We start from the raw sequence: 22,514 nt of genomic DNA, 5'->3' as shown, positions 1-22,514 counted from the left end.
ATCTACCTACCTAGAGGCGTAACTCTTTAACATGCTAGGTACATCAAGAATTAATGCGATACGGCCATCACCAGTAATCGTCGCACCAGCCATGCCAGCGGTTCCTTGTAACATTCGGCCCAAAGGCTTAATCACCACCTCTTCTTGGCCAACCAACTGATCCACTACAAAGCCAACTTCATTAATACCCACTTGGACGACAACCACATGCGCTTCTTTTGGTGTTGTTTCACGCATTCCGCCTTTTATCAACCAACTTTTAAGATGGAAGATGGGAAGTGTTTTGCCGCGAATAACGACCACTTGTTGACCATCTACAATGTTGGTTTTTTGTAGATTCAAGTGGAATATTTCATTCACGCTAACCAGCGGGAAAGCAAACGATTGATCTGCCAAAGTCACCATCAAGGTCGGCATAATCGCCAAAGTTAATGGTACCTTGATAATAAAACGCGATCCTTGCCCTAAAACGGATTTAATCTGTAGCGTGCCGTTTAGCTGGGAGATTTTCGTTTTTACAACGTCCATTCCCACACCACGACCCGATACATCTGTAATCTCAACCTTGGTTGAAAAGCCTGGGGCAAATATTAAATTGAATGCTTCTTCGTCTGATAATCTTTCAGCAGCATCCGCATCCATCAAGCCTTTTTCTACGGCTTTTTTACGTAGCACATCAGGATCCATACCCGCACCATCGTCATCGATGGATAGTAGAATATGGTCGCCTTCCTGCTCAGCCGACAAAATAACATGGCCAACTCGTGGCTTACCTTTAGCTTCTCGTACATCAGGTGCTTCAACACCATGGTCAACAGAGTTTCTCACTAAGTGAACAAGTGGATCTGCGAGCGCTTCTACTAAGTTTTTATCTAGATCCGTTTCTTCACCACGAAGTTCAAGATTCACTTCTTTCTTCAGGTTTCGAGCCAAATCACGCACCACACGAGGAAACTTACCGAATACCTTTTTAATAGGCTGCATTCGGGTCTTCATCACGGCGTTTTGCAAATCCCCCGTGACTACGTCTAGGTTAGAAACCGCCTTACCCATGGACTCGTCTTCACTTTGCAAACCAAGACGAACCAGACGATTTCGTACTAAAACAAGCTCACCCACCATATTCATGATGTCATCAAGCCGTTTAGTATCCACTCGTACCGTTGCTTCTTGTGTTACTGGTACACCTGCAACTTTGTCTTTTGCCTGATGTGATGGCTGACTGTCTTCTGACTTAGGTACTCTTGGAGCTGGCTTAGGTTCCACTTTTGGCTCCACCTTTTTAGGTGCAGCTTTCGGTTTCGCTGTCTCTTCTTTCTTTGTACTAGCCGTATCAGTATTACCTTTAGGCGCGCCCTTCTTACCATGAAGACTGTCTAGTAAGGATTCAAATTCATCTTCTGTGATCAAATCGGAATCAGCTGCGGAGGCACTTGACTCACTGGCAGCCTTCTTATCTTCTGAAGACTTAGTACTGTCCTTTGCCTTAGCTTCTGTTGCCTTAGTCGTCTCCTGAACTTGATCAGAACCATCTAGGCCAGGTGCACTGCCTCCGTGCAATTGATCGAGTAGTTTTTCAAACTCGTCTTCTGTAATTTCATCTGATTCAGCAGACGATTCTTCTGATACATTTTCAGAAGCGTCACTGCTTTTGGCTTCCTTAGAACTATCAAGGCCAGGTGCTCCATTACCATGTAGCTTATCAAGCAGCTGATCAAACTCATCCTCGGTGATTTCATCAGAAGCATTATCTGAATTCACCTCAGCTTTAGTGGCTCCGCTGTCTGCTTTTTCTCCAGAAGTGTCCTCACCACCTAGAGCATTAAGCAAAGATTCAAATTCATCGTCGGTAATATCAACAGGCTCTTCTGACTCATTCGCATCGGATGAGTCATCGATTAGCTCTTCTTCAACAACTTCGTCTTCCTCAACCGCCATACTTTCATCAGACGAATCATCTTCTGGTTCCTCATCAGCATCAACACTACCTCCGGCTAACTCTTCAGCAGTGGGCGGTTTTGCATAGACACTAAGAGCCTGAATCAAATCAGGATCAGCACGCTCGGGCTCATTACCGGAGCGAACGGCTTCAAACATCTCATTGATTGCATCAAGAGCCTGTAGTACCACGTCCATTAAATCAGAGTTAATAGTACGCTGGCCATTACGCAAGATATCGAACACGTTTTCCGCATAATGACAACAATCGACCAATGCTGTTAACTGTAAAAACCCCGCCCCGCCTTTAACGGTATGGAAGCCCCTAAAGATAGCATTCAACAATTGCTTATCGTCCGGGTTTTGCTCTAGATCTACTAATTGTTCGGAAAGCTGTTCCAGGATCTCTCCAGCTTCTACCAAAAAATCCTGTAAAATTTCTTCATCGACCTCGAAACTCATCCTCAGCTCCCTTTAGAAACCAAGACTTGATAGCAAGTCGTCTACTTCGTCTTGACTATTCAGTACTTCTGGGTTGTTTTGTTTATTAATAGCTGGACCATGACCACGCGTGTCATCATGCTCGGCTTCGCTCTTGTCATGCTCCATTCCGGAGATACTATCAACTCGTCCTGCAACAGCAACGAGATGTACAAGACGTTCTTCTACATCTCGAATTAGATCATTCACTCTCGTAATTACTTGGCCAGTTAAGTCTTGATAACCTTGCTCTAAAAGAATTGTATTAAGATTGGAATGCAAGGTCGTCGCACTGTCATCCGCATACTTTAAAAACACATCAATACGTTTGTATAATTCACGGAACTCTTGAGGCGATAAATCACGTTGAATTAAACGATTCCAGTCTTTTCGTAACTCTCTCGCTTGATTTTGCAGCTCACTCGCCACAGGAACACTTCCATCCACCATATCCATGGTCTTATTGGCCGCCGAACTTGTTAATTCAATAACATACTTCAAACGATCAGAGGCATCTGTAATTTTGGTATTACCTGATCCAGCATGCTCTTCACCAACTACCAAGTCCATTGAATCAACTTGAAAATCGCGAATTGCGTCATGGAGACTTCTTGTTAGCGTCCCGACTTCTTTATAGAAACTATTATGTCGAGCCTCGCTAAGCTCTTGAATAACCTTTATCGCACTACTAAAGTCACCGACTTCAATGTGATTCAAAAGATCAACAGCACCATCCTTCACTAGGGATTCAAAATCCCCCAAGCCTGATCCAAGTTTCTTTGACATCAAAAGCCCCTATTTAGCAGCATCTATTCGTTCGAATATTTTCTCAATCTTTTCCTTGAGTGCGACGGCAGTAAAAGGCTTAACAACATAACCGTTCACCCCGGCTTGAGCCGCAGCAATAATCTGATCACGTTTGGCTTCCGCTGTTACCATCAATACAGGAATACTTTTGAGCTTATCATCAGCCCTAACCGCTCGAAGCAATTCAATTCCAGTCATACCTGGCATGTTCCAGTCGGTTACTAGGAAGTCAATTGTCCCTGCTTGAAGAATCGGTAATGCCGTCGTTCCATCATCCGCTTCAACTGTATTGGTAAATCCCAAATCCCGTAACAAGTTTTTGATGATACGTCTCATTGTCGAGAAATCATCAACAATCAGGATCTTCATGTTTTTATCCAATGCAACCTCCACAACCCAAAGGTAGTATTTCACAATTCATAATTTAATCTCGCCAATCACTTAATCGAGCTCTTAATCTAAGAGCAGCCTGACTATGAATTTGACTGACTCTCGATTCACTAACACCTAGAACAGCGCCAATTTCTTTTAAATTCAATTCGTCATTATAATATAAAGATAAGACAAGTTTTTCTCTTTCTGGTAATTGATCAATTTCATTTGCTAATTGATCTTGAAACCCACTTTCCTCAGCCAATAAGTAAGGAGTGCCACTTGCTTCATCACTGAATGTATCCAGTACACCACCATCATCTGACTCCAACATTTCTTCATAGCTAAAAAGCTGTGTTGTCATCGATGAATGAATGATATCGTGATATTCCTCAATACTGATATTCATATGGGCTGCTACTTCCATATCGGAAACATCACGCCCAGCTTTAGCCTCAAGTTCTTTAATCGCGGCACTTACGGCTCGTCCATTGCGCCTTACCGAACGTGGAGCCCAGTCAGTTTTACGAATTTCATCCATGATAGAGCCACGAATCCGAATACCGGCATAGGTTTCAAAACTGGCACCCTTATCAGACTCAAAACGTTTATAGGCCTCTATTAGCCCCATCATTCCGGCTTGTGTCAGATCATTTACATCCACAGTATTGGGTAAACGCGCTAACAAGTGATAAGCGATTTTTTTTACTAAATAGCCGTATTGCTCGACAATGGCATCAATCGATAATGTCGCTTTTCTAGTATAGGTGTCGTATCCGTTTTTGGTCTGCATAAAGATAAATCAGCAACCTTTTACTATTTGAGTCTGATGCACAGAATAACTGTACTACATAGTTCCATATCGCGCTCATCCAAATAACATAATTTTACTAACTACCATATCTTAGTGACCCATAGATCTGGCTGTAGTGCTCGGCGGTATAAACAGCTCGGCTGATTAAGTTATGCGCACGAGCAGGTTCTATGTCATCAGGAATTCTTTGTCCATCGGCGATGTAAACAACAGGTAAGCCCTCTTCGATAACCACGCTAATGGCTTCACCAAGAGACGCTGATTCGTCTAATTTACTTAATACACACCCGTCTAGCTGAACTTGAGAATACACATCAACGACAGACTTAAGCACCTGTCTTTGACTAGTACAAGGTAAAACTAACAATTTTTTCAAACTGGAACGCGCTCTTTTGATCATTAGCAATTGCCGCTCGAGGTTAGAATCTCTTGGATTCATACCTGCAGTGTCCACTAAAACTAAAGAATAATGAGCGTATTTAGCAAGTACTTCATTTAAATCAGAGTATTCATTCACCACTTCTACCGGAATATTTAAAATCCGGCCAAAGGTGCGTAACTGCTCATGAGCAGCAATCCGGTAAGTATCGGTTGTCACTAAGACTATGCTGTCTGAACCATATTTCAAAACATGCTGAGCCGCAATTTTACCAATGGAGGTTGTTTTTCCTACCCCTGTCGGCCCCATAAAAGCAATGCACCCTTTTAGCTCTGTCGAATTTGAACGCACTGGAATATAATCCGCAAGATGAGCAAGCAAACGATTCCAATCGTCCTCCCGACCTTTTAGGTCAATATCATCCAGCAAACGAGAGGTCACCAAATCAGACAAACCTAAACGCTTTAATTTTTCTCGGGCTTTCGCTTCAACTGAATTTTCTTTGGGCTGCGTTGCTGACTGCTGACGCTGTTGCTCCAACATTTCTTTGACACGGTGCAACTCCTGCTCCATGGCATGGAGCTGGTTATCGCTCCCTTTGTTCTGTTTTAGAGAGAGCGCTTCTTCCAACATCGGTTCGTCTTCATCATTTTCAATAGGTGGCATATCAAATGATGGGGATGATGCTCGGGGGCTATTAGTATCGGTTGGAGTTTGTTGCTTTGCCCTTTCTATACGTTCAAAATACTCAGCTGACGGGTCTTGATAAGCCTCTTTTCGTCGCTCTTTAGAGGGCCTATATGTTGATGTTGAAGGCTTTTTTTGCACCATACTAGAAGGCAAAGAGCCATCATAGTCCAACGCAATGACGATCTCTATCTCACCAGTAGGTAGGCGTTGATTCGATAAAATAACCGCATCAGGGCCCACAGCGTCACGGACTTTCCGTATCGCTTGGCGCATGTCGGGAGCTCGAAACCGCCTAATTTGCATGTATAATTGAATCCTTCTAGTGTATTTAACCTTACAAATCCATAGCTTACCCGAAAGACTTTGATAAATATAGAGACTAATTGATCACAATTGCTACAGACTATTGACCAATCACACCAACAACAGTAATTCGCTTATGATCTGGCACTTCTTGGTAAGACAGAACAGACATATTCACCATACCATAACGCATAAAACGAGCTAGCATTGGCCTGATTGGTGCTGACACTATCAGTATAGGAGTATTTCCCATTGCTTCCTGCTGTTCTGCAGACTGTTTAAGGGAAGCTTGTAATTGTTCGGCCATTTTCGGCTCTAAAATAAGCGCTTCTTCATTCTTAATACCAGATTGCTGACTCTGCTGAACCGTTTGCATCAGCATTTTTTCTAATTGAGGATCAAGCGTTAACACAGGAATTTCTTCTACCCCATCTGCCAAAGTTTGGATAATCAAACGAGATAAGGCCGTTCGAACAGCTGCGGTTAGTACCATAGGGTCCTGACTTTTCGGCTGCACTCCCATAATGGCTTCGGCGATAGTACGCATGTCGCGAAGCGGAACCCCCTCAATCAATAAGTTTTGCAGTACTTTTAACAAGATACTCAAAGGAATGGTATTCGGCACCAATTCCTCAGCCAGCTTCGGATTATATTGTTTAAGCAAGCTAAGCAATTGTTGCACTTCATCGTGACCAATTAACTCATAGGCATGTTTATGCATAATTTGGTTAATATGCGTTGCCACCACCGTACTCACATCCACTACAGTATAACCGTAGGTTTGTGCTTGATCGCGTTTTTTAGGATCAATCCAAACAGCATCCAAACCAAACGACGGATCCTTACCTGCAATCCCATCAATAGAACCAAATACTTGCCCAGGATCGATTGCCAAATCTTTATCTGGATGCACTTCCGCTTCCGCCAAGCTAACCCCCATCAGCGTGACACGATAGGCATTGGGCATCAAATCCAAGTTATCTCGAATATGAACACTGGGAACAAGAAAACCCAAGTCTTGCGACAACTTGCGACGAACCCCTTTAATCCTTGCTAATAACTCCCCGCCTTGAGATTTATCCACCAGAGGAATCAAGCGGTAGCCAACTTCTAAACCCAACATATCAACCGGCGCCACATCGTCCCAGCTAAGATCTTTGCTTTCTGCTGGAGGCGAGGCATCAGACGATGAGGATTTGCCTGTCGACAAAGCTCCAGCCATCGCTTTGCGCTTTTTGCGGTACTCAAGAAAGTAAGCGAAACTACCTAAAACGATGGCTAGGGACAAAAACGCAAAATGTGGCATGCCCGGTACAATGCCCATAATCCCCATAATCGCAGCGGCAATATACAATGCCTTTGGCGAACCAAACATTTGCGAGACAATCTGCGTCCCCATATCGCCCGACTCGTTAACCCGAGTCACCATGATGGCGGCCGCAGTAGAAAGCATCAAAGAAGGGAGCTGAGCCACCAGACCATCACCAATAGTCAGCAGAGAATAGCGCTGAATGGCTTCGGAAAAAGACAAACCGTGTTGCGACATACCAATCGCCAAACCACCGATTATATTGATCCCCAAAATCAGCACACCCGCAATAGCATCCCCTTTTACGAACTTAGAGGCACCGTCCATAGAGCCATAAAACTCTGCTTCTGAGGCGATTTCCATTCGCCGCTGTTTGGCTTGATCTGCATCGATCATCCCTGCGTTCAAATCCGCATCAATGGCCATTTGCTTACCCGGCATGGCATCCAAAGTAAATCGAGCACTTACCTCAGAGATACGCCCTGCCCCTTTTGTCACTACGGCGAAGTTGATGATCATTAAAATGGCAAAGACCACAAAGCCGACGACATAGTTGCCACCAATCACCACCTCACCGAAGGCTTGAATCACCTTACCAGCCGCATCTCCCCCCTCATGACCATACAATAAAACAACACGGGTAGAGGCCACGTTTAATGCCAAACGCATCAAGGTAGACACCAACAAAACAGTTGGAAAAACGGCAAAATCTAAAGGGCGCAAAGAGTAAATCGCGACTAATAAGACCACAATGGCGAGCGCAATATTAAAAGTAAATAAAACGTCGAGCAGAAACGCAGGAATCGGCAGTATCATCATGGCTAAAAGTGACAGAAGCAAAATAGGAATCCCCAGATTCCCGCTCACTATCCCTTTAAACTGACCAGTCACTTTTTGGCGATCAAAATTCACACGTGGTTCCCGCAGATATTAACAATCAATTTAGCTAGGATGGCGTATTACCATCCCATTGAAACTCTTCTGGCACATCAAAACGCGGCATGGTTTCCGGCCTTGGCGCACCATGTCGTGCATTACGCAGCTGATAAACATAAGCGAGCAATTGTGCGACTACTTTAAAGAGACCATGGGGAATCTCCTCTCCGATCTTCGTATGATGATAGATCGCTCGCGTTAGTGCGGGGGATTGTACCACAGGGATATCATAGTGATTGCCTACTTCACGAATTTTCAATGCCATAAAATCACTCCCCTTAGCAATCATTATAGGAGCCTGCCCCCCACTTTGATCGTATTTTAACGCCACAGAAAAGTGTGTTGGGTTGGTAATAATAACATCCGCTTCAGGAACATCGGACATCATGCGATTCATCGCAGCCTGACGCTGTAGCTGTCGGATACGCCCACGCACTTGCGGATCCCCTTCTTGCTGCTTGTACTCATCTTTCACTTCTTGTTTGGTCATTTTCAACTTTTCTTTGTGAGACCAAATCTGAAACGGCACATCTATCGCAGCAATCAGTGCCAAAGACAAACTAATAAAAATAAACGCCCACATCACCATATCAATACCGTGAGAAATGGCAGGACGTATGGACTGAAAGGTCAACTCCAGTGCTTCGGGTAAATAATGATAAATAACCAGTGTCGATACAAAAGCAACGAGGACAACTTTGGCTATAGACTTAAGCAATTCGACTAAAGATTGAACGGAAAACATTCTTTTTAAGCCAGTAATGGGATTAATCTTACTGAGCTTAGGCATTAAGGGCTCCCATGAAAAATTCAGCCCACCCAACATAATACTGCCAATAATCCCTGCTACAGCCAGTACCAACAAAGTCACGATTAACGATTTCATCATTTCAACCGTCGAACCGTAAAGATGAAAAATCATTCGACTAATATCAAACAGATCCGATCTATCTATATTAAAGTTGAAGCGAAATACATCCCCCAAGTCTTTCGCCATTAATACACCAGTACTGTATATCGCCACAGCAGCCACAATTAGCAACAGAGCAGAACTTAACTCTTTGGAGCGAGCGATATTGCCTTTTTTTCGAGCGTCTTCGAGTTTCTTACTACTGGCACTTTCCGTTTTTTCGCTACCGTCTTCGTTTTCAGCCATGTAAACGAGCCCCCCATGTATCTTTCATCCAAGCCGTTATCTCATGGAAAAATAAACGATAGATATCCAAAAAGTCCCCTAACATCATCCAGAAAAAGAACAGAGAAAAGAGCATAATGATAGGAAAGCCTAACGCAAAAACGTTTAACTGAGGGGAGGCCTTCGCCACTACCCCAAAGGCTAAGTTCATAATTAAAACAGCAATGGCCAAGGGTAACACCACTAGCAACGCCTTCTCAAACATCCAGCTCCCTAATTGAACCAGTTGCCAATAGTGTCGACTATCAAATCCACTGCCAATTGGCCAATACTTAAAACTCTCTGCTAAGTATTCGATCATCACCAAATGACCATCTGTACCTAAAAATGCTAAGGCTACCATCGACATATAGTATTGACCCATGGTTGCAACCGATACCCCATTTGCAGGGTCATTCGACATCGCAAAACCTAGCCCCGCCTTCATGGCTGCCAACTGCCCAGCCATGGAAAAGGTTTGGAATAAAATCGTCACGACAAACCCTAATGCAAAACCAATAACCAATTGCTCCGCAATAAGTACCACAAATGCAGGGGAAATCGGATCGTAATGGGGTACTTTCACAACAGGTGTAATAATGATAGCAACTAAAAATGAAAATGCGATACGGACACGGGTGTTGACCAGCCGACTACCAAACAGCGGCAACGCCATGAAAAAAGCACCGATACGAAAAAAAGGCAGTAAAAAGCTAACAACGAGATTAATCAATTGATCCGGATGAAGCTCAAGCATCAGCCAATCATCATTGGAATATTAATAAACAGATTAGTGGTGAAATCCATCAACTTAGTCAAAATCCAAGGACCAAGCTGCATAATGACCAAAATGGTCACAATTAAGCGAGGCAGAAATGATAGGGTTTGCTCGTTAATTTGTGTCGCAGCCTGAAAAACACTGACTATCAAACCAACAACCAAACTCGGTGCCATCACCGCTGCGACAATCACCACAATGAGATAAAAGCCTTGCCCATAAAGATCTAAAACAACTTGTGGATCCATAACTACATCCCAAAACTTGCTGCAAGCGTCCCCATAATCATAGACCAACCGTCTACCATTACAAAAAGCATGATCTTAAACGGTAAAGAAATGATCACCGGAGACAACATCATCATCCCCATTGCCATCAAGACGCTAGCCACCACCATGTCGACAATCAAAAATGGAATAAAGATCATAAAGCCAATTTGAAATGCCGTCTTTAACTCACTGGTCACAAAAGCAGGCATTAGGATTGTGAAAGGTAAAGTATTAAGCGACTGGATCTTCCCTTCTTTGCCTGCCAATTTCACAAACAAAGCAATGTCAGCTTTGCGGGTTTGAGCGAGCATAAAGTCCCGCATGGGCTTTTCTGCTGCCTCGACCGCCTGTAATGAGGTCATTTTATTATTCAAGTAAGGCTGTAAGGCCACAGCGTTTATCTTATTCATTGTTGGCGTCATAATAAACAAAGTCAAAAAAAGCGCCATACCAATCAGAATCTGGTTAGAAGGCGTCTGCTGCAAACCAATTGCCTGACGCAAAATGGCTAAGACCACAATAATTCTAGTAAAAGCCGTCATCATCATTAATGCCGCAGGCAACAAGGTCAGCGCGGTCATAATAAAGAGGATTTGCAGAGATACAGAATACTCTTGACTACCGTCCGGGTTAGTTACCACATTGACCGCAGGCAACCCCACCTCAGCCCACGAGACGGACGGCAGTATTAACAGACTAAGTAGCAGCAGAAGACGAATCACGATGATGCCCCGCGAGGTGAGACACTGTCATCTTGAGCAATATTATCGTCTGCTTTGTCTTGCAACGGCGCTTCTCCCATTAATTGAGCAAAGGCTTTACTATTCGGTGTGAAACTTTTGATGTGATTAATCGAATGCGATGTGACACCAATCAGAATTTTCTCGCCTTCCACTTCCACAAGAATCAATTTCTCTTTTGCCCCAAGCGACTGGCTACTAATAATTCGAATATCAGACTTACTCAATCTCATCTGAGCAAACTGCAACTTTTTCACAACCCAAAGGCTTGCAGGAATAAAAGCAATAATAAAAATCAGCGACGCAACCACCTTCCAGATGGAATAAGTCGATGTCATGGTAGGAATCGATCCTGAATCGGCTAAAGAATTAGCGTGCGCATAGGAAACAGCCATGCAAAGCATGGCTGTGATCAGAAATGTGTGCAATTTTCTATAAACAGTCACGGGGTTACTTCAATCTTCTAATACGCTCACTAGGGCTAACAACATCGGTTAGGCGGATACCATATTTATCATTCACCACAACAACTTCACCATGGGCAATCAGAGTACCGTTAACTAATACATCTAATGGCTCACCTGCAAAGCGATCTAGCTCAACGACAGATCCCTGCGTCAGCTGCATCAAATTTCGAATAGCAATTTCAGTGTTGCCAAGTTCCATTGACAGTGTAACAGGGATATCCATAATAAGATCAAGGTCAGAGCCGACCCCACCACTTGGAACAGATGGTGCAGACAATGACTCTAACTTAACAGGCTTCGCATCTTGTTCTGACATCGCGGCGGCCCATTCATCATCGACATCATCTTGTCCCCCAGTTTCTCCCGCTTCTGACATGGCAGCAGCCCACTCATCGGCAAGCCCTTCGTCCATCCCCTCTGCATCAGGATTTTGCTCTTCAGCCATATTACTTATTTACCTTGTTAGATTTAAAACTTTCTTCCATCTGAACTGCATAACGCTCATTACAGACGCCCAATTTTCCTTTAAAAGCAGGAACATTGTTTGCTCTTACCGTTACAAATTCGGGCATTTCAATAGGGATGATATCACCTGCTTTGAACTTTAAAACATCACCAAGCGAAATTTTACGGTTCGCTACATTTACTCTAAGGTTAACATTGATGTCCTTCACATCTTGCTCAAGGGATTTCCCCCAACGGTCATCCATCTCATCGACATCACTTTGCACCCCAGCATCCAACAGTTCACGCACAGGCTCAATCATCGAATAAGGTAGGGTTATATGCAGCTCACCGCCACCTCCATCTAATTCAATATGAAAGGTAGAGACCACCACTACTTCACTCGGACTGACGATATTTGCCATCGCCGGGTTAACTTCCGAGCTGATATATTCTAATTCAAGCTTTAATACCGGAGCCCAAGCTTCTGTCAGATCTTTAAACACTTGTTCTAACATAAGTTGAACAATGCGGATTTCTGTTGGGGTAAATTCACGCCCTTCAATTTTAGCGTGTCGGCCATCCCCACCAAAAAAGTTGTCAACTAATTTGAATACCAATTTAGCATCCAAGATAAATAGCGCCGTACTTCTTAGCGGGCGAAATTTCACCAAATTCAAGCTCGTCGGTACATACAAAGTATGCACATATTCGCCAAATTTCATAATTTGCAAACCACCAGACGAGACATCTGCCGTACGACGCAACAAATTAAACAAACTAATACGAGTATAACGAGCAAAACGCTCATTGATCATTTCCAGCGTAGGCATACGCCCACGGACGATGCGCTCTTGACTGGTTATATCATAAGAGGCGACACCATTGGCATCTCTATCGTCCTCTTCTTCCGGCTTTTCATCAGGGCCATGTAAGAGGGCGTCGATTTCATCTTGGGAAAGTAAATCTTGCGCTGACATAAGCGTTATTGCATCACAAAACTAGTGAATAAAACCGCATCGATACCACCTTTACCCGTCTGCTGTTCCAATAGCTTATTAATCGCTTCCAGAGCAGATTTTTTCAGAGCTAACTTACCCTTCATTGTTTTTAGATCGTTAAAGGATTGACTGGAAAAAAGCAGCACCAGACTATTACGAATTAAAGGCATGTTTTGTTTTAAAGCATCGATTTGAGACTGATCTTTGGATTTGACGGTCATATTTAGCTGCAAATAGCGCTGTTGACCATCGACGACAAAATCCAACACAAAAGGTTCATCAAATTTCAAATAAATAGAAGGCTGTTTAGAAAGGTCTGCAGCCGCTTCTGCCGATGCAGCTCCGCCTCCCGCTTCGGCGCTAGCGGCTTTATCGGATCCACTAAAAAAGAAAAAGTAAGCGGCCGCTCCACCACCGCCTAACAGCACCACAGCAAGAGCAATGATGATAATAAGCTTCTTCTTACCACCTTTTTTTCCTTCTTCGGCACCTACATCTAAATTATCTTCTTCTGCCATAATAAAACCCTTGGAAACACAGACTTATAAAACAACGCACAATACGCTTTAAGGAACCCTATTCTACAAAGAATAATGAATAGCACCATCACTTTCCTTCATTTTAGGCGTAGTAATCAATTCCTGCAGGTGTCACGTAGGACATATTACCAAGAACAGGCTCTTCTTCGTCGTTATCTTGCCCTGCTATAGAGCCTAGATTAAGCTGTGGCTGATCACCATCTGCTGTCTGATATTGAGTGCCGGACATGTCTTGCTGAGAAACATCTACATTAACATTGCCAAGATCCATTCCTTGCTGAGCTAACATGTCACGAAGACGTCCCATCTGACCTTCTAGTAAATCTCGAGCATGATGAGTCGCTGCTACAAAACTAACTTGGGTATTATTATTGTCACTGTCGACAGACACTTTCACCGTTAAACTGCCTAATTCGGGAGGATCAAGCTTAATATGTGCGCTGTGAGCGCCATTATGAGCAACCCAAGCCACTTTTTGACTCATCTCCCCTGCCCAACCAGGGTGATTTAGCGGAACAGACATGGCTAGGTTTTGTTGCTGAGTCGGTGTTGGCTGTGTTGGATTCGTTGCCCCTAATGCCGTTCCTGTCGCAGCTAAACGACCAACATTGTTAGCAAGAGAACTCCCCATTCCTCCTGTATCCGAATCCTTGCTCACACCATCCAATTGCCCGACCATTTTGCCGATCATAGCATCCTGCTCTTTTTTCCGCAGTTCTATAGGTTCATTGGTTAACAAGCTGGCCTTAGAAGACCCCTTGCCATTAAGAAGACCTGACGCTTCTGTCGTAGAATCAGCATTCGCTAAAATGAGAGGTGTATCAGGTGCCCCCGTCACTGAGCCTTTCAAAGCATTGGCTAGCGCCACTTGGTCTGCAACCTTACTGGTTGAAACCTGATCACCGATTGACTGCGTCACATTTGACGATTTCGACGCTGAACTTGTACCACGAGCAGTGGCTGCCATACCAGTCACCGCTGCACTTACAGGCGCGATAGGACTGGCTCCCATTTGCGATAACACCCAAGAGAGCTCTCCATCTCCCGACTTTTTAGTCTCTTTTTTATCATTGGAAGATGGATCCGTTACGTTTTCAGCCCCCTTCTCGGACGCCTTTTTAGCACTTGCTAACGCTTGTTTTTGAGCCATAGGAGACAAGGCACTTAAATCAACATTGGACGCAGTTGATTTTACTTTATCCTCTTTGTTTTCTGCCGCCATTAACGCCCGCACTTCTGGCGGTATTTTACTCATTTTTGACGAGACATCATTTGCTTTGCCTTCGTCACCATGAACGCCTCTTTGATTATGGGATATGGGACTACCGCCATTAGCGCTTAATAATAAGTCTGACGCATCCTCGGAAGAAGGCGAGGCAACCTCTCCTTGCCCTAATACTACAGTTTTATCCGTCACAGGTTTGCCGTTTTGATCAAGATGGACAGCACCCTCTAGTGACGCCTTTTTCACAGGATTACCGTTTTTATCAAGATGAACGGTATCCCCCAGTGATGCCTTTTTCACAAGGTTACCGCTTTGATCAAGATGAATGCCCCCCTCTAGTGACGCCTTTTTCACAGGATTGCCGTTTTGATCAAGCTGCACAGCAGTTGTCTGAGCATGTGTTGCTTCAGTCTTTAACGTTTTCAAACCAAGGTCACCTTCAACAGAAGAGGTTACGACCTTATTTCCCTTGGTATCAGCTTTTATGTCTAACTGCGGAGTCTGCTCTCCTTCCTGCTCCTTAATCGCCAGATGGCCCGGTCCCCCCTGAGAAGCAGCTTTACCCAAATGCAGATGAGGCTGACCGTCAACCATCTGTTGTACCATACCATTTTGATTGGATAGGCGAACTGTATTCTCTTGCCCTTTTGAAGGGGCTTCTTTACTGACCGCCTCATCTAGCTTACGGTCGCCAGATGCTCCTTCAGAACCAGTGAAATTTGGAGTGTTTTTAATTAGCTTACTTTGTTCAACTCCATCACTATTGATCCGATTATTCACAACATGATCATCAACACTCACCGTGCCATTGACAAGCTTACCCGCTTGCTCGCTGTTTACATGCTCCTGTGATGGCGTCGTGCCAGTTACTGAAGGGATTGTCTTCTCAGACTGGGGTAGATTGGAAGAAAGCTTTTCGAGCTGAGTATCTGAATCTGCCCCTACACCAGAAGATACCGCAATATGAGGACTGGTACTTTTACTTTTCGTTGCGCTTTCATCAGAGTTGGTATGCTTAAACTCCCCACCCGTTCCAGCGCTTTCTTCTGGCGAAGATTCACCTTCAAGCTGCAATCTATTGCCGCTTACGTCAGTTTTGCCTAATGCGTTACTGTCATGATTTGCAGACGATCTAGTCCCTTTTTTTAGGGTATTCTCTTGGACACTATCAGCATCTTTTGAGGGGGAGTCAGATGGTATAGATGAGTCCGTTTGACGAGAGCCTCTTTCCAACTCTTTCTCTGGAGGATTTTTGCTGGACGCAGACGAGTCTAAAGCTTGCTTTGCTCGGTTAAAGTCCTCAGCAAATTGGCCCTGTGATGACTCAGTCGTCTGAGGCGATAAGGTGGATTTAGATGACACATTTGATGTCGGTGATAACACCGAATTGACCGTTGATTGCATAATACCCTCCAGCGATAGGATGATCTATGCAAGACAGAGGCCAATCTAATTGTTTTTTTCTGGACGCCAATGAAAATGGGCGGTTACCGTTCGACCACCATTAGAAAAACCAATCTCCTGACAAATCTGATGCAACAATGCTAAGCCGCGATTATAAGGCACTTCAGTGGATCCCAAAGTAAAGTCTAACGATTCATAATCAAAGCCTCTACCACTGTCTTCCACTTCTAGAATCAACTGTCCTAACTGTTTGTCAGAAACTACCTTAGCAGAAATCTTCACAAAACCATTCTTCAAAGAAGCTAATGCCTGTTCGCGCTCTTTATAATAAACAGAGAAGCCATCTAATGTGTTTTTCTTACTGGAATCCAACTCTAATACACCATGTTCCAATGCATTAGAATATAGCTCCGACAATATCATAAATACCTGACTAGAATAACTACTCAGTCCCGGCACGGTGGTGATGATTTGTAAGACATAAGGTAGTGGATCCGTTGTTCTAAGCGACTCTGCGCTAAGTTTATATTCAAACGAAAAATCGGCCGGAAAATCCACCAAACCAGCAAACTCTTGGTCAGTCAGAGAGTTCGCACCGATACAGGTATCAAGAGATATGCCTAAACAGGAAATATCATCATGGGGATTGTCTAACACCCCCTCCGCCTTTAAACGATCAATCAACCAGTCGATACTATCACTGGGCTTAACATCCCCCCTATAAAGTGGTTTTAGAACTGACTCACAAAACATCACCTCATTCCGATCAGCCGCCTCATAGACACCGTCAGAGAAGGAAATGAGTGTGTCACCAGGCACATAAGAGATTGGTTCAACAACACACTCAAATATAGTAGGAGACACCGCTCCAAGGGGGAAATTTTTAGAAGTTAAGCGCCTTGGCTCCTTCTTCGATTGCGAAAAAAATAACAGATCTGGCAACCCACCATTCCAAACCTCAACATTTTTTTCATTCGCTTTAATATCAATAAAGGCAGCACTGCAAAACATATTCGCTGGCAAGATGCTTTTCAGACGAGCATTCATCTCCGGAATAATTTGGCGCATCAAAAAGCCTTTTTTTGTCCAATCAAAGAAAATATCGGCAAGCGGTAATGCACCAATAGCCGCAGATAAACCATGTCCCGTAAAATCTCCTAACAGTAAATGCATACCCCCATTAGGTTTATAAGCCGCTAAAATCACATCACCATTAAAGGTATGACTCGCATGATGATAAGTCGTTAAAGCAGGGTCATTAAGACAATTAGAATGGGTAATATTTTCATAAATTTCTTTCGCCATCTCCTGTTCATGAACCAACTGCTCATTGTACCAAGCCATGGCGTCACGCTGATCCTCCAGCGTTTTTTGCATCACTAACAAACGCGCAATAGCATTCAGCTTTGCCGTCACCAAGGCTGGATTATAAGGCTTGGCAATAAAGTCTGCCCCACCAACTTCGAGACAATTAGACAGCGCAACAGGATCTGTCACACCAGAAAGAAACACAATAGGAATAAAACTATCTAGAGAAAGGTTCTGAATTTCAACAGCGGCTTCCCAACCATTTTTATGCGGCATTCTGACATCTAAACAGACTAGCTGGATAACCGCTGGGTCAAAAAGGTCAACGGCCTCTTGCCCATCTTTGGCGACAACCACATGGTGACCAAACTGCTTAAGCATAGCGCCCAATAACAGCCGGTCGGATGGATTATCGTCAGCAATTAAAATAGTTAAAGCGCTTTTCATATACTACTCAGACATATCGAACAAACGGTTGAAGTTTGCCATTTTCAATAAATCATTAACCGCCTTTGAACTATTTGTTAAAGCAACATGGGCTTCTTCACCACCAGCATAGTCCCTTAACAAAAGCAACATCCCTAAAGCCGAACTATCAAGGTACTCCACATGCGAAAGATCCACTTCATAACTTTTGGCTCGGGGCGCCAAAACAAAAGCATCTCGAAAAACCTTATGGCAACTGTAATCAAAACGACCATTAACGCGTATTACGAGGTGCTCGACATTTGCATCAAATACATTTTCAACCACTATATACTCCTTGAGTTATAGCAATTGAAATCACTAGAACTCATCTATTTGGTCGCTATTGTCATTCTTGGAAATCAAGCCAATCGGTGAAGCCTCATCTTGTTGATAGGAACGCTCTTTGTCCAATAAGACATGAATACACTCCCCCAGCTCAACTACTGATTGTTTTGCCCGTTCCAGCCTAGCCAACCCAACACTCCTGTCTGCTGCTAACAGAGACAGAGTTGAATCAACCATTTCTTTAATAGACTCAATATGTCTTTGAACCGTATCAATGTCGTGATTCAGGTCCATCGAAAAACGACGACGCACCGTCTCACTTTCCCCTTCCGTTGCCGCTAAACTGGATAAGACCCCTGCTCTAACCTCATTCAGGCAACGATAGACTTCGTCAAGCAACATGGCATCGCCCGCGATATCTTTTTCTACCATTGTTAGCCTTTGCAACAGCAACTCATACCCAACTAATACAGAATCGTGGATCTGCTCAGATAAATACGACATAGATCCAAGCTCATCTAGCAACTGCACATCAGACAGAGGATGAACCACTTCTTTAGGCACCACTAAGACATCTTCATCATAGGAATGATTGTCGTTTATTTCTTTATTTAAAAGGGTTTCGATTTGTTGTAGTTTAGTAATCTTGACCTTATCATCAGCTAGATTTTGTTTCTCTTGTGCACACTCTATTAAGGACTGCACTCTCTGTCTTACCCCCTCCAAGTCTCTAGAAAAGGCAGAAAAAGGCGAGTCTTCGCGCAAAATACGGATAGGCAAACTCCACACATCTTGTCTCATTAGCGCTGCACTTTTGCGAATAACTTCGATCTCAGCCATATCAGACAAAGAGGTTAACGTCATCAAATAATAATCAGAAACTTCCTGCTCTTCTTCAACATTCGCCTTGCCATCACCAATGCGTTGAATATGAATAACATAATTACCCTCAATCAATAGCAAGCGTGCTTCGTTTAGTCCTAATAATACACGACTAGATAATTGCTCGCCTAACGGACTGTCCAAACCATCATCAATCTCAAAATATGCTTCAAATTTGTCAATGTTGTTTTTCCATAAAGTCATCAACCCCTGACTCACCCAAACAACATCACCGTTATGTTTAGCAATCAAGAATGGAGCATTCAATTGACCGATTGCCAACTGGATCACATCCAAGCAATCTTGAGCAGCTTGGCGATCAAACTCTCGCGCTGAGAGTTCATTATCCACAAGACGCCCTATGTCAGTGAATTCATCTATACGATGATAATTCGCATCCTGCGTCAAACCACCTTGTTTATGACGCTCAAGCACGAGCTGCAAATGAGACAAGCCTTTAGATAATCGTCTAACAAAATAATAACCAAACAGAATGACAACAATACTCAACCCGCTAAACACGGCAAAAAGTAACTCAGTCATTTTATGATTAAAGACCTCATCATTAAAATCATCAGATACCTCCACCTCCATTAGTTTAATGTCGATACGGTTATTCTTTTTAATAATGTCATAAATACTAGAACGCTCTTGGGCACTTATTGGAACATTCTCTTTTACCTTTTTTTCAAGCTTTTTCAGAAAAGACAACACGTCATCAACATTGAGGTCAGACAGTTGATAATCATCTTTTTTCAACACACTTAATTGCAAATTAATTTCAGAATATTCATTCATTAACGCGTTATGTATCTCCTCAACGGAGTGTGCGTTTTGCGGCGGGCTAACTTGACTATCACTGATAGAAAGCCACTCCAGCCAATCAATTTCAGCATGATGAAGCCTATTTTCTAACGACAGTAAATCATTATTATGAGAGGATCGCTGATCGGATCCAACATCCATGAACTTATACAAACCAAAAGCGCTAATAATCAACAGCAAAACAATGCAGAAAAAACCTTTTTGCACCGTGCTAACAAGCTGCGTTCTTGGCTGACTAAGAGGAGAATGTGGCTTTTTCATAATTCATTATTCCTTTGGTAAAGACAACGTTGGCCAAACAGAGGCAACAAAGTCAGCAACGTTTCTTGTATTAAGAATATAGTCTTTATTATTTTCATTATTACAAAGAGTCACAACATAATCCGTCTCTTTTTGCACTATAAAGGAAGCGTTTTCTTCACCCAGTTCTGCTGATATGTTCTCGTGCCATACACAGGTTTCCGTATCGATAACAAAACCGCCTAAAGCTTTTATTACTATAGAGAAAGCCGCTGTTTGCTCGTCTATCCCCCTAATAAACCGTTGAAAATACTGTATACCATAAATCAATATATTCCCTACTCTTTTACAAGTTTTATAGGGCAATATGGCTTGAACCAACGATGCTTCAAGCCAAATAGCAACACCAGATACGTTCAGCTGATAATAACCAATTTTTTCCATATTAATGGCATTATTCTTTTTTGGGACGATGTGATTTATAAACAATGTATTTTGCATCAGCCAAGGCTCTAAAAAGATGTCTCCATAGGCCGTCAACCAAATATTTTTTGCCAACGGCCCAATACAATCACAGTGCCCACATACCGCTTCAGAAATCGTCACCTTGGAACCAATAACCGCGTATAGCTTTCCCCCTTGTACAATCAAGACAACTTGCTCATTTCCCTCCAATGCAGCACTCTGATCACCCATTCCATCCAATGTCATGTCGGCAAATACAACCTTTGCCACTCGTCCTTCTTGACAGATATAGCACCATTGATTTTCATGCTCATCCGCCTGGTATAGAGCGGTAGCATTAAAAGGATAGACGCCTTGACAGTCTTCTTGATCAAAGACAAACACACGGTTTTGACTTTCTACCACATACACATTGGACGAGAGATGATCGCCTCCCAAATAAACAAGCTCATTGTGCTTATCTTGACTCAACATAAATGACGGATCACTCTGTTCATCTTGACAGCACACCCAAAAAGCACCAGAGATTCTTATTGGCGAAGCGGAAAGAGTAGAGCTTTTGAGCGATATGGGATGGGCTAAACCCCTAAAGGGTACCCGACGCGAAGCCTGTTCAATATGTCCCACAAAATGTACTTGAGAAAAGCACTCAGCAAAAACTTGGTAATCGTTAGAATGAATCCATGTCGCTAAAGCATCCAATACATAATAATGCTCTTGTCTTGGGAGATGCTTTGATAAAAAAAGACTTGAGTATGTGGCTACAGGGAAGGCTAGTTGCTGTACTGGATTCCTTTTCCTAGCATCTACCTCATCACATTGTCGCCATGTAAGTGTAAGATAAGCATGCTGTGATTGTAGCCAAGCCATTGGTTGGGGGGTTTTCAACTCAATAATACCGTTAAGTTCTCCCTGTGATAACACACTGTCGAGACGATAAGTTACCTCACCAATTTGAGCCAATGATTGCAACATCTTATTTAAAGGAAAGCGTGAAGACTCTTTGAACTCTGTATAATAATGACATACTGGTGAATAAGCTCGACGTCCAAGAGAGGCCTCTAATACCTGCCAACAAGTACGCTGTCGATCTAATAAAAACTGGGTTTGCTCAGCATAATCGCCTTCAAGAGAAGACGCATAAAAAACTTGCTCAAGGGCATCAGCTGCTGCAAAGAAAGCCTGATACAAATCGGCATCATAAACAGCGCCTAAACGAACCGAAGATACCGCAGCCTCCTGCATTAACTCTAAACGAGCCAGAAGAAAGGGGGAATGAAACTCTCGCTCTGTATGTTGGCGAAGTGAAGAAACTGCCTTTTCTAGCGCCTCCATCCCTTGTTTTGGTGAAGACGAATACAAATAAAGTGCCGAGGAAAGGCTACTCAGGGAGGAAAAAACGGTAGACGTATGGTTTTCTAGCAACATCCTTTAACCCCTCGCCCATCTTTTCCTTTCAACATTCAATATCTATTATCAAAAAAACGCCGTATAGAAAGCTCATCGTTTTGTCGCTGTTCCTTTCTATCTTCCTGCGTTTGCTCAGTTTTTTTATATTTACTTTTTAGCCAATCCATACTTTGCGTCTTAGCTTTTGCTGCCTGCCAACTCCGCATTGTCATATCCGCTTGCTGCTCAGATCGCCCTATGGCTGCTTCTTGCTGATGAATAGCCTGCTGAACACGATCCACAAAATGCTGATAGTTAGTTGTCAAATACGGGCTTAACCCTAACAAGTTGCGTTCTGACTCATATTGCCCAGCATACTCTTTAAGTTCGTTCAGTTTGTTTTTATCGTATTCCACTTTCGCTCTATCACTGGCAAGTTGCCTCGCAATGGCCTCCTCTTTTCGCTTAGCAACATCAATTAAAAGCTGTACTCGTTGTGATTTACGCGCCATGTCCATTCTCTTCTAAGTAAGCCCAACTCTCACATTCATCTGTATGCTTTAACTATTCAACAAAGGTTCAT

At 43.3% G+C, this 22,514-nt stretch carries 20 protein-coding genes; all 20 read right to left on the bottom strand.

The window, feature by feature from the left end:
* Nucleotides 1-6: 6 nt before the first annotated feature.
* The 20 genes from JHD45_RS12900 to fliJ all read right to left on the bottom strand — a co-directional run bounded on the left by JHD45_RS12900 (nucleotide 7) and on the right by fliJ (nucleotide 22,443).
* Nucleotides 7-2,400 (bottom strand): chemotaxis protein CheA, encoded by a 2,394-nt coding sequence (locus tag JHD45_RS12900; protein WP_199476928.1) that lies wholly within the window; start codon nucleotides 2,398-2,400, stop codon nucleotides 7-9.
* A 12-nt stretch (nucleotides 2,401-2,412) separates the two neighbouring features.
* Complete coding sequence (locus JHD45_RS12895) at nucleotides 2,413-3,204, bottom strand: protein phosphatase CheZ (RefSeq protein WP_199476927.1); 792 nt, start codon at nucleotides 3,202-3,204, stop codon at nucleotides 2,413-2,415.
* Between the two features lie 9 nt (nucleotides 3,205-3,213).
* A complete protein-coding gene (gene cheY / locus JHD45_RS12890) occupies nucleotides 3,214-3,606 on the bottom strand; it encodes a chemotaxis response regulator CheY (protein ID WP_113917340.1) in 393 nt (130 codons plus the stop codon).
* A 43-nt stretch (nucleotides 3,607-3,649) separates the two neighbouring features.
* Entirely contained in the window at nucleotides 3,650-4,390 is a 741-nt protein-coding gene (locus tag JHD45_RS12885; RefSeq protein ID WP_199476926.1) for an RNA polymerase sigma factor FliA, read from the bottom strand.
* A 97-nt stretch (nucleotides 4,391-4,487) separates the two neighbouring features.
* A complete protein-coding gene (gene flhF, locus JHD45_RS12880; RefSeq protein WP_199476925.1) occupies nucleotides 4,488-5,783 on the bottom strand; it encodes a flagellar biosynthesis protein FlhF in 1,296 nt (431 codons plus the stop codon).
* A 100-nt stretch (nucleotides 5,784-5,883) separates the two neighbouring features.
* A complete protein-coding gene (gene flhA / locus JHD45_RS12875; RefSeq protein WP_325097294.1) occupies nucleotides 5,884-8,004 on the bottom strand; it encodes a flagellar biosynthesis protein FlhA in 2,121 nt (706 codons plus the stop codon).
* A gap of 34 nt (nucleotides 8,005-8,038) precedes the next feature.
* Nucleotides 8,039-9,184 (bottom strand): flagellar biosynthesis protein FlhB, encoded by a 1,146-nt coding sequence (gene flhB / locus JHD45_RS12870; protein ID WP_199476924.1) that lies wholly within the window; start codon nucleotides 9,182-9,184, stop codon nucleotides 8,039-8,041.
* Nucleotides 9,177-9,959, bottom strand: a complete 783-nt coding sequence (fliR, locus tag JHD45_RS12865) for a flagellar biosynthetic protein FliR (RefSeq protein WP_199476923.1) — start codon at nucleotides 9,957-9,959, stop codon at nucleotides 9,177-9,179. Before fliR ends, flhB begins: the two co-directional genes overlap by 8 nt.
* Nucleotides 9,959-10,228: a flagellar biosynthesis protein FliQ gene (gene fliQ, locus JHD45_RS12860; RefSeq protein ID WP_067016938.1), complete on the bottom strand. Its 270-nt coding sequence runs from the start codon at nucleotides 10,226-10,228 to the stop codon at nucleotides 9,959-9,961. Before fliQ ends, fliR begins: the two co-directional genes overlap by 1 nt.
* 2 nt (nucleotides 10,229-10,230) lie before the next feature.
* Entirely contained in the window at nucleotides 10,231-10,971 is a 741-nt protein-coding gene (gene fliP, locus JHD45_RS12855; protein WP_199476922.1) for a flagellar type III secretion system pore protein FliP, read from the bottom strand.
* The gene (gene fliO, locus JHD45_RS12850) at nucleotides 10,968-11,327 is read right to left on the bottom strand and encodes a flagellar biosynthetic protein FliO (RefSeq protein WP_233407813.1); all 360 of its coding nucleotides are present in this window, start codon (nucleotides 11,325-11,327) and stop codon (nucleotides 10,968-10,970) included. The genes fliP and fliO overlap by 4 nt, the downstream gene beginning before the upstream one ends.
* 112 nt (nucleotides 11,328-11,439) lie before the next feature.
* Nucleotides 11,440-11,901 (bottom strand): flagellar motor switch protein FliN, encoded by a 462-nt coding sequence (gene fliN / locus JHD45_RS12845; protein WP_199476921.1) that lies wholly within the window; start codon nucleotides 11,899-11,901, stop codon nucleotides 11,440-11,442.
* Between the two features lies 1 nt (nucleotide 11,902).
* The gene (fliM, locus tag JHD45_RS12840) at nucleotides 11,903-12,880 is read right to left on the bottom strand and encodes a flagellar motor switch protein FliM (RefSeq protein WP_199476920.1); all 978 of its coding nucleotides are present in this window, start codon (nucleotides 12,878-12,880) and stop codon (nucleotides 11,903-11,905) included.
* A gap of 5 nt (nucleotides 12,881-12,885) precedes the next feature.
* A complete protein-coding gene (locus JHD45_RS12835; RefSeq protein WP_199476919.1) occupies nucleotides 12,886-13,419 on the bottom strand; it encodes a flagellar basal body-associated FliL family protein in 534 nt (177 codons plus the stop codon).
* Nucleotides 13,420-13,522: 103 nt separating this feature from the next.
* A complete protein-coding gene (locus JHD45_RS12830) occupies nucleotides 13,523-16,069 on the bottom strand; it encodes a flagellar hook-length control protein FliK (protein WP_199476918.1) in 2,547 nt (848 codons plus the stop codon).
* A 45-nt stretch (nucleotides 16,070-16,114) separates the two neighbouring features.
* The gene (locus JHD45_RS12825) at nucleotides 16,115-17,824 is read right to left on the bottom strand and encodes an ATP-binding SpoIIE family protein phosphatase (protein ID WP_199476917.1); all 1,710 of its coding nucleotides are present in this window, start codon (nucleotides 17,822-17,824) and stop codon (nucleotides 16,115-16,117) included.
* Between the two features lie 3 nt (nucleotides 17,825-17,827).
* The gene (locus tag JHD45_RS12820) at nucleotides 17,828-18,130 is read right to left on the bottom strand and encodes an STAS domain-containing protein (RefSeq protein WP_199476916.1); all 303 of its coding nucleotides are present in this window, start codon (nucleotides 18,128-18,130) and stop codon (nucleotides 17,828-17,830) included.
* A gap of 33 nt (nucleotides 18,131-18,163) precedes the next feature.
* On the bottom strand, nucleotides 18,164-20,098 hold the full coding sequence (locus JHD45_RS12815) for a hypothetical protein (protein WP_199476915.1): 1,935 nt from the start codon (nucleotides 20,096-20,098) through the stop codon (nucleotides 18,164-18,166).
* A gap of 6 nt (nucleotides 20,099-20,104) precedes the next feature.
* Nucleotides 20,105-21,970, bottom strand: coding sequence for a hypothetical protein (locus JHD45_RS12810; protein ID WP_199476914.1), 1,866 nt, complete (start codon nucleotides 21,968-21,970; stop codon nucleotides 20,105-20,107).
* A gap of 35 nt (nucleotides 21,971-22,005) precedes the next feature.
* Nucleotides 22,006-22,443 carry a flagellar export protein FliJ gene (fliJ, locus tag JHD45_RS12805; protein ID WP_199476913.1) on the bottom strand — a complete coding sequence of 146 codons (438 nt, stop codon included), beginning with the start codon at nucleotides 22,441-22,443 and terminating at the stop codon, nucleotides 22,006-22,008.
* Between the last annotated feature and the right edge of the window lie 71 nt (nucleotides 22,444-22,514).

Origin of the sequence: Marinomonas spartinae, from assembly GCF_016461715.1 — a bacterium.
Lineage (GTDB): Bacteria > Pseudomonadota > Gammaproteobacteria > Pseudomonadales > Marinomonadaceae > Marinomonas > Marinomonas spartinae_A.
Note: the sequence above shows the minus strand (reverse complement) of the source record. Positions and strands in the feature narration are given on the sequence as shown.

Coding starts and splice junctions, on each gene's coding strand:
- JHD45_RS12900 (WP_199476928.1), bottom strand. CDS start 2,400: ATGAGTTTCGAGGTCGATGAAGAAATTTTACAGGATTTTTTGGTAGAA.
- JHD45_RS12895 (WP_199476927.1), bottom strand. CDS start 3,204: ATGTCAAAGAAACTTGGATCAGGCTTGGGGGATTTTGAATCCCTAGTG.
- JHD45_RS12885 (WP_199476926.1), bottom strand. CDS start 4,390: ATGCAGACCAAAAACGGATACGACACCTATACTAGAAAAGCGACATTA.
- flhF (WP_199476925.1), bottom strand. CDS start 5,783: ATGCAAATTAGGCGGTTTCGAGCTCCCGACATGCGCCAAGCGATACGG.
- flhB (WP_199476924.1), bottom strand. CDS start 9,184: ATGGCTGAAAACGAAGACGGTAGCGAAAAAACGGAAAGTGCCAGTAGT.
- fliR (WP_199476923.1), bottom strand. CDS start 9,959: ATGCTTGAGCTTCATCCGGATCAATTGATTAATCTCGTTGTTAGCTTT.
- fliQ (WP_067016938.1), bottom strand. CDS start 10,228: ATGGATCCACAAGTTGTTTTAGATCTTTATGGGCAAGGCTTTTATCTC.
- fliO (WP_233407813.1), bottom strand. CDS start 11,327: ATGACATCGACTTATTCCATCTGGAAGGTGGTTGCGTCGCTGATTTTT.
- fliN (WP_199476921.1), bottom strand. CDS start 11,901: ATGGCTGAAGAGCAAAATCCTGATGCAGAGGGGATGGACGAAGGGCTT.
- fliM (WP_199476920.1), bottom strand. CDS start 12,880: ATGTCAGCGCAAGATTTACTTTCCCAAGATGAAATCGACGCCCTCTTA.
- JHD45_RS12835 (WP_199476919.1), bottom strand. CDS start 13,419: ATGGCAGAAGAAGATAATTTAGATGTAGGTGCCGAAGAAGGAAAAAAA.
- JHD45_RS12830 (WP_199476918.1), bottom strand. CDS start 16,069: ATGCAATCAACGGTCAATTCGGTGTTATCACCGACATCAAATGTGTCA.
- JHD45_RS12825 (WP_199476917.1), bottom strand. CDS start 17,824: ATGAAAAGCGCTTTAACTATTTTAATTGCTGACGATAATCCATCCGAC.
- JHD45_RS12815 (WP_199476915.1), bottom strand. CDS start 20,098: ATGAAAAAGCCACATTCTCCTCTTAGTCAGCCAAGAACGCAGCTTGTT.
- JHD45_RS12810 (WP_199476914.1), bottom strand. CDS start 21,970: ATGTTGCTAGAAAACCATACGTCTACCGTTTTTTCCTCCCTGAGTAGC.
- fliJ (WP_199476913.1), bottom strand. CDS start 22,443: ATGGCGCGTAAATCACAACGAGTACAGCTTTTAATTGATGTTGCTAAG.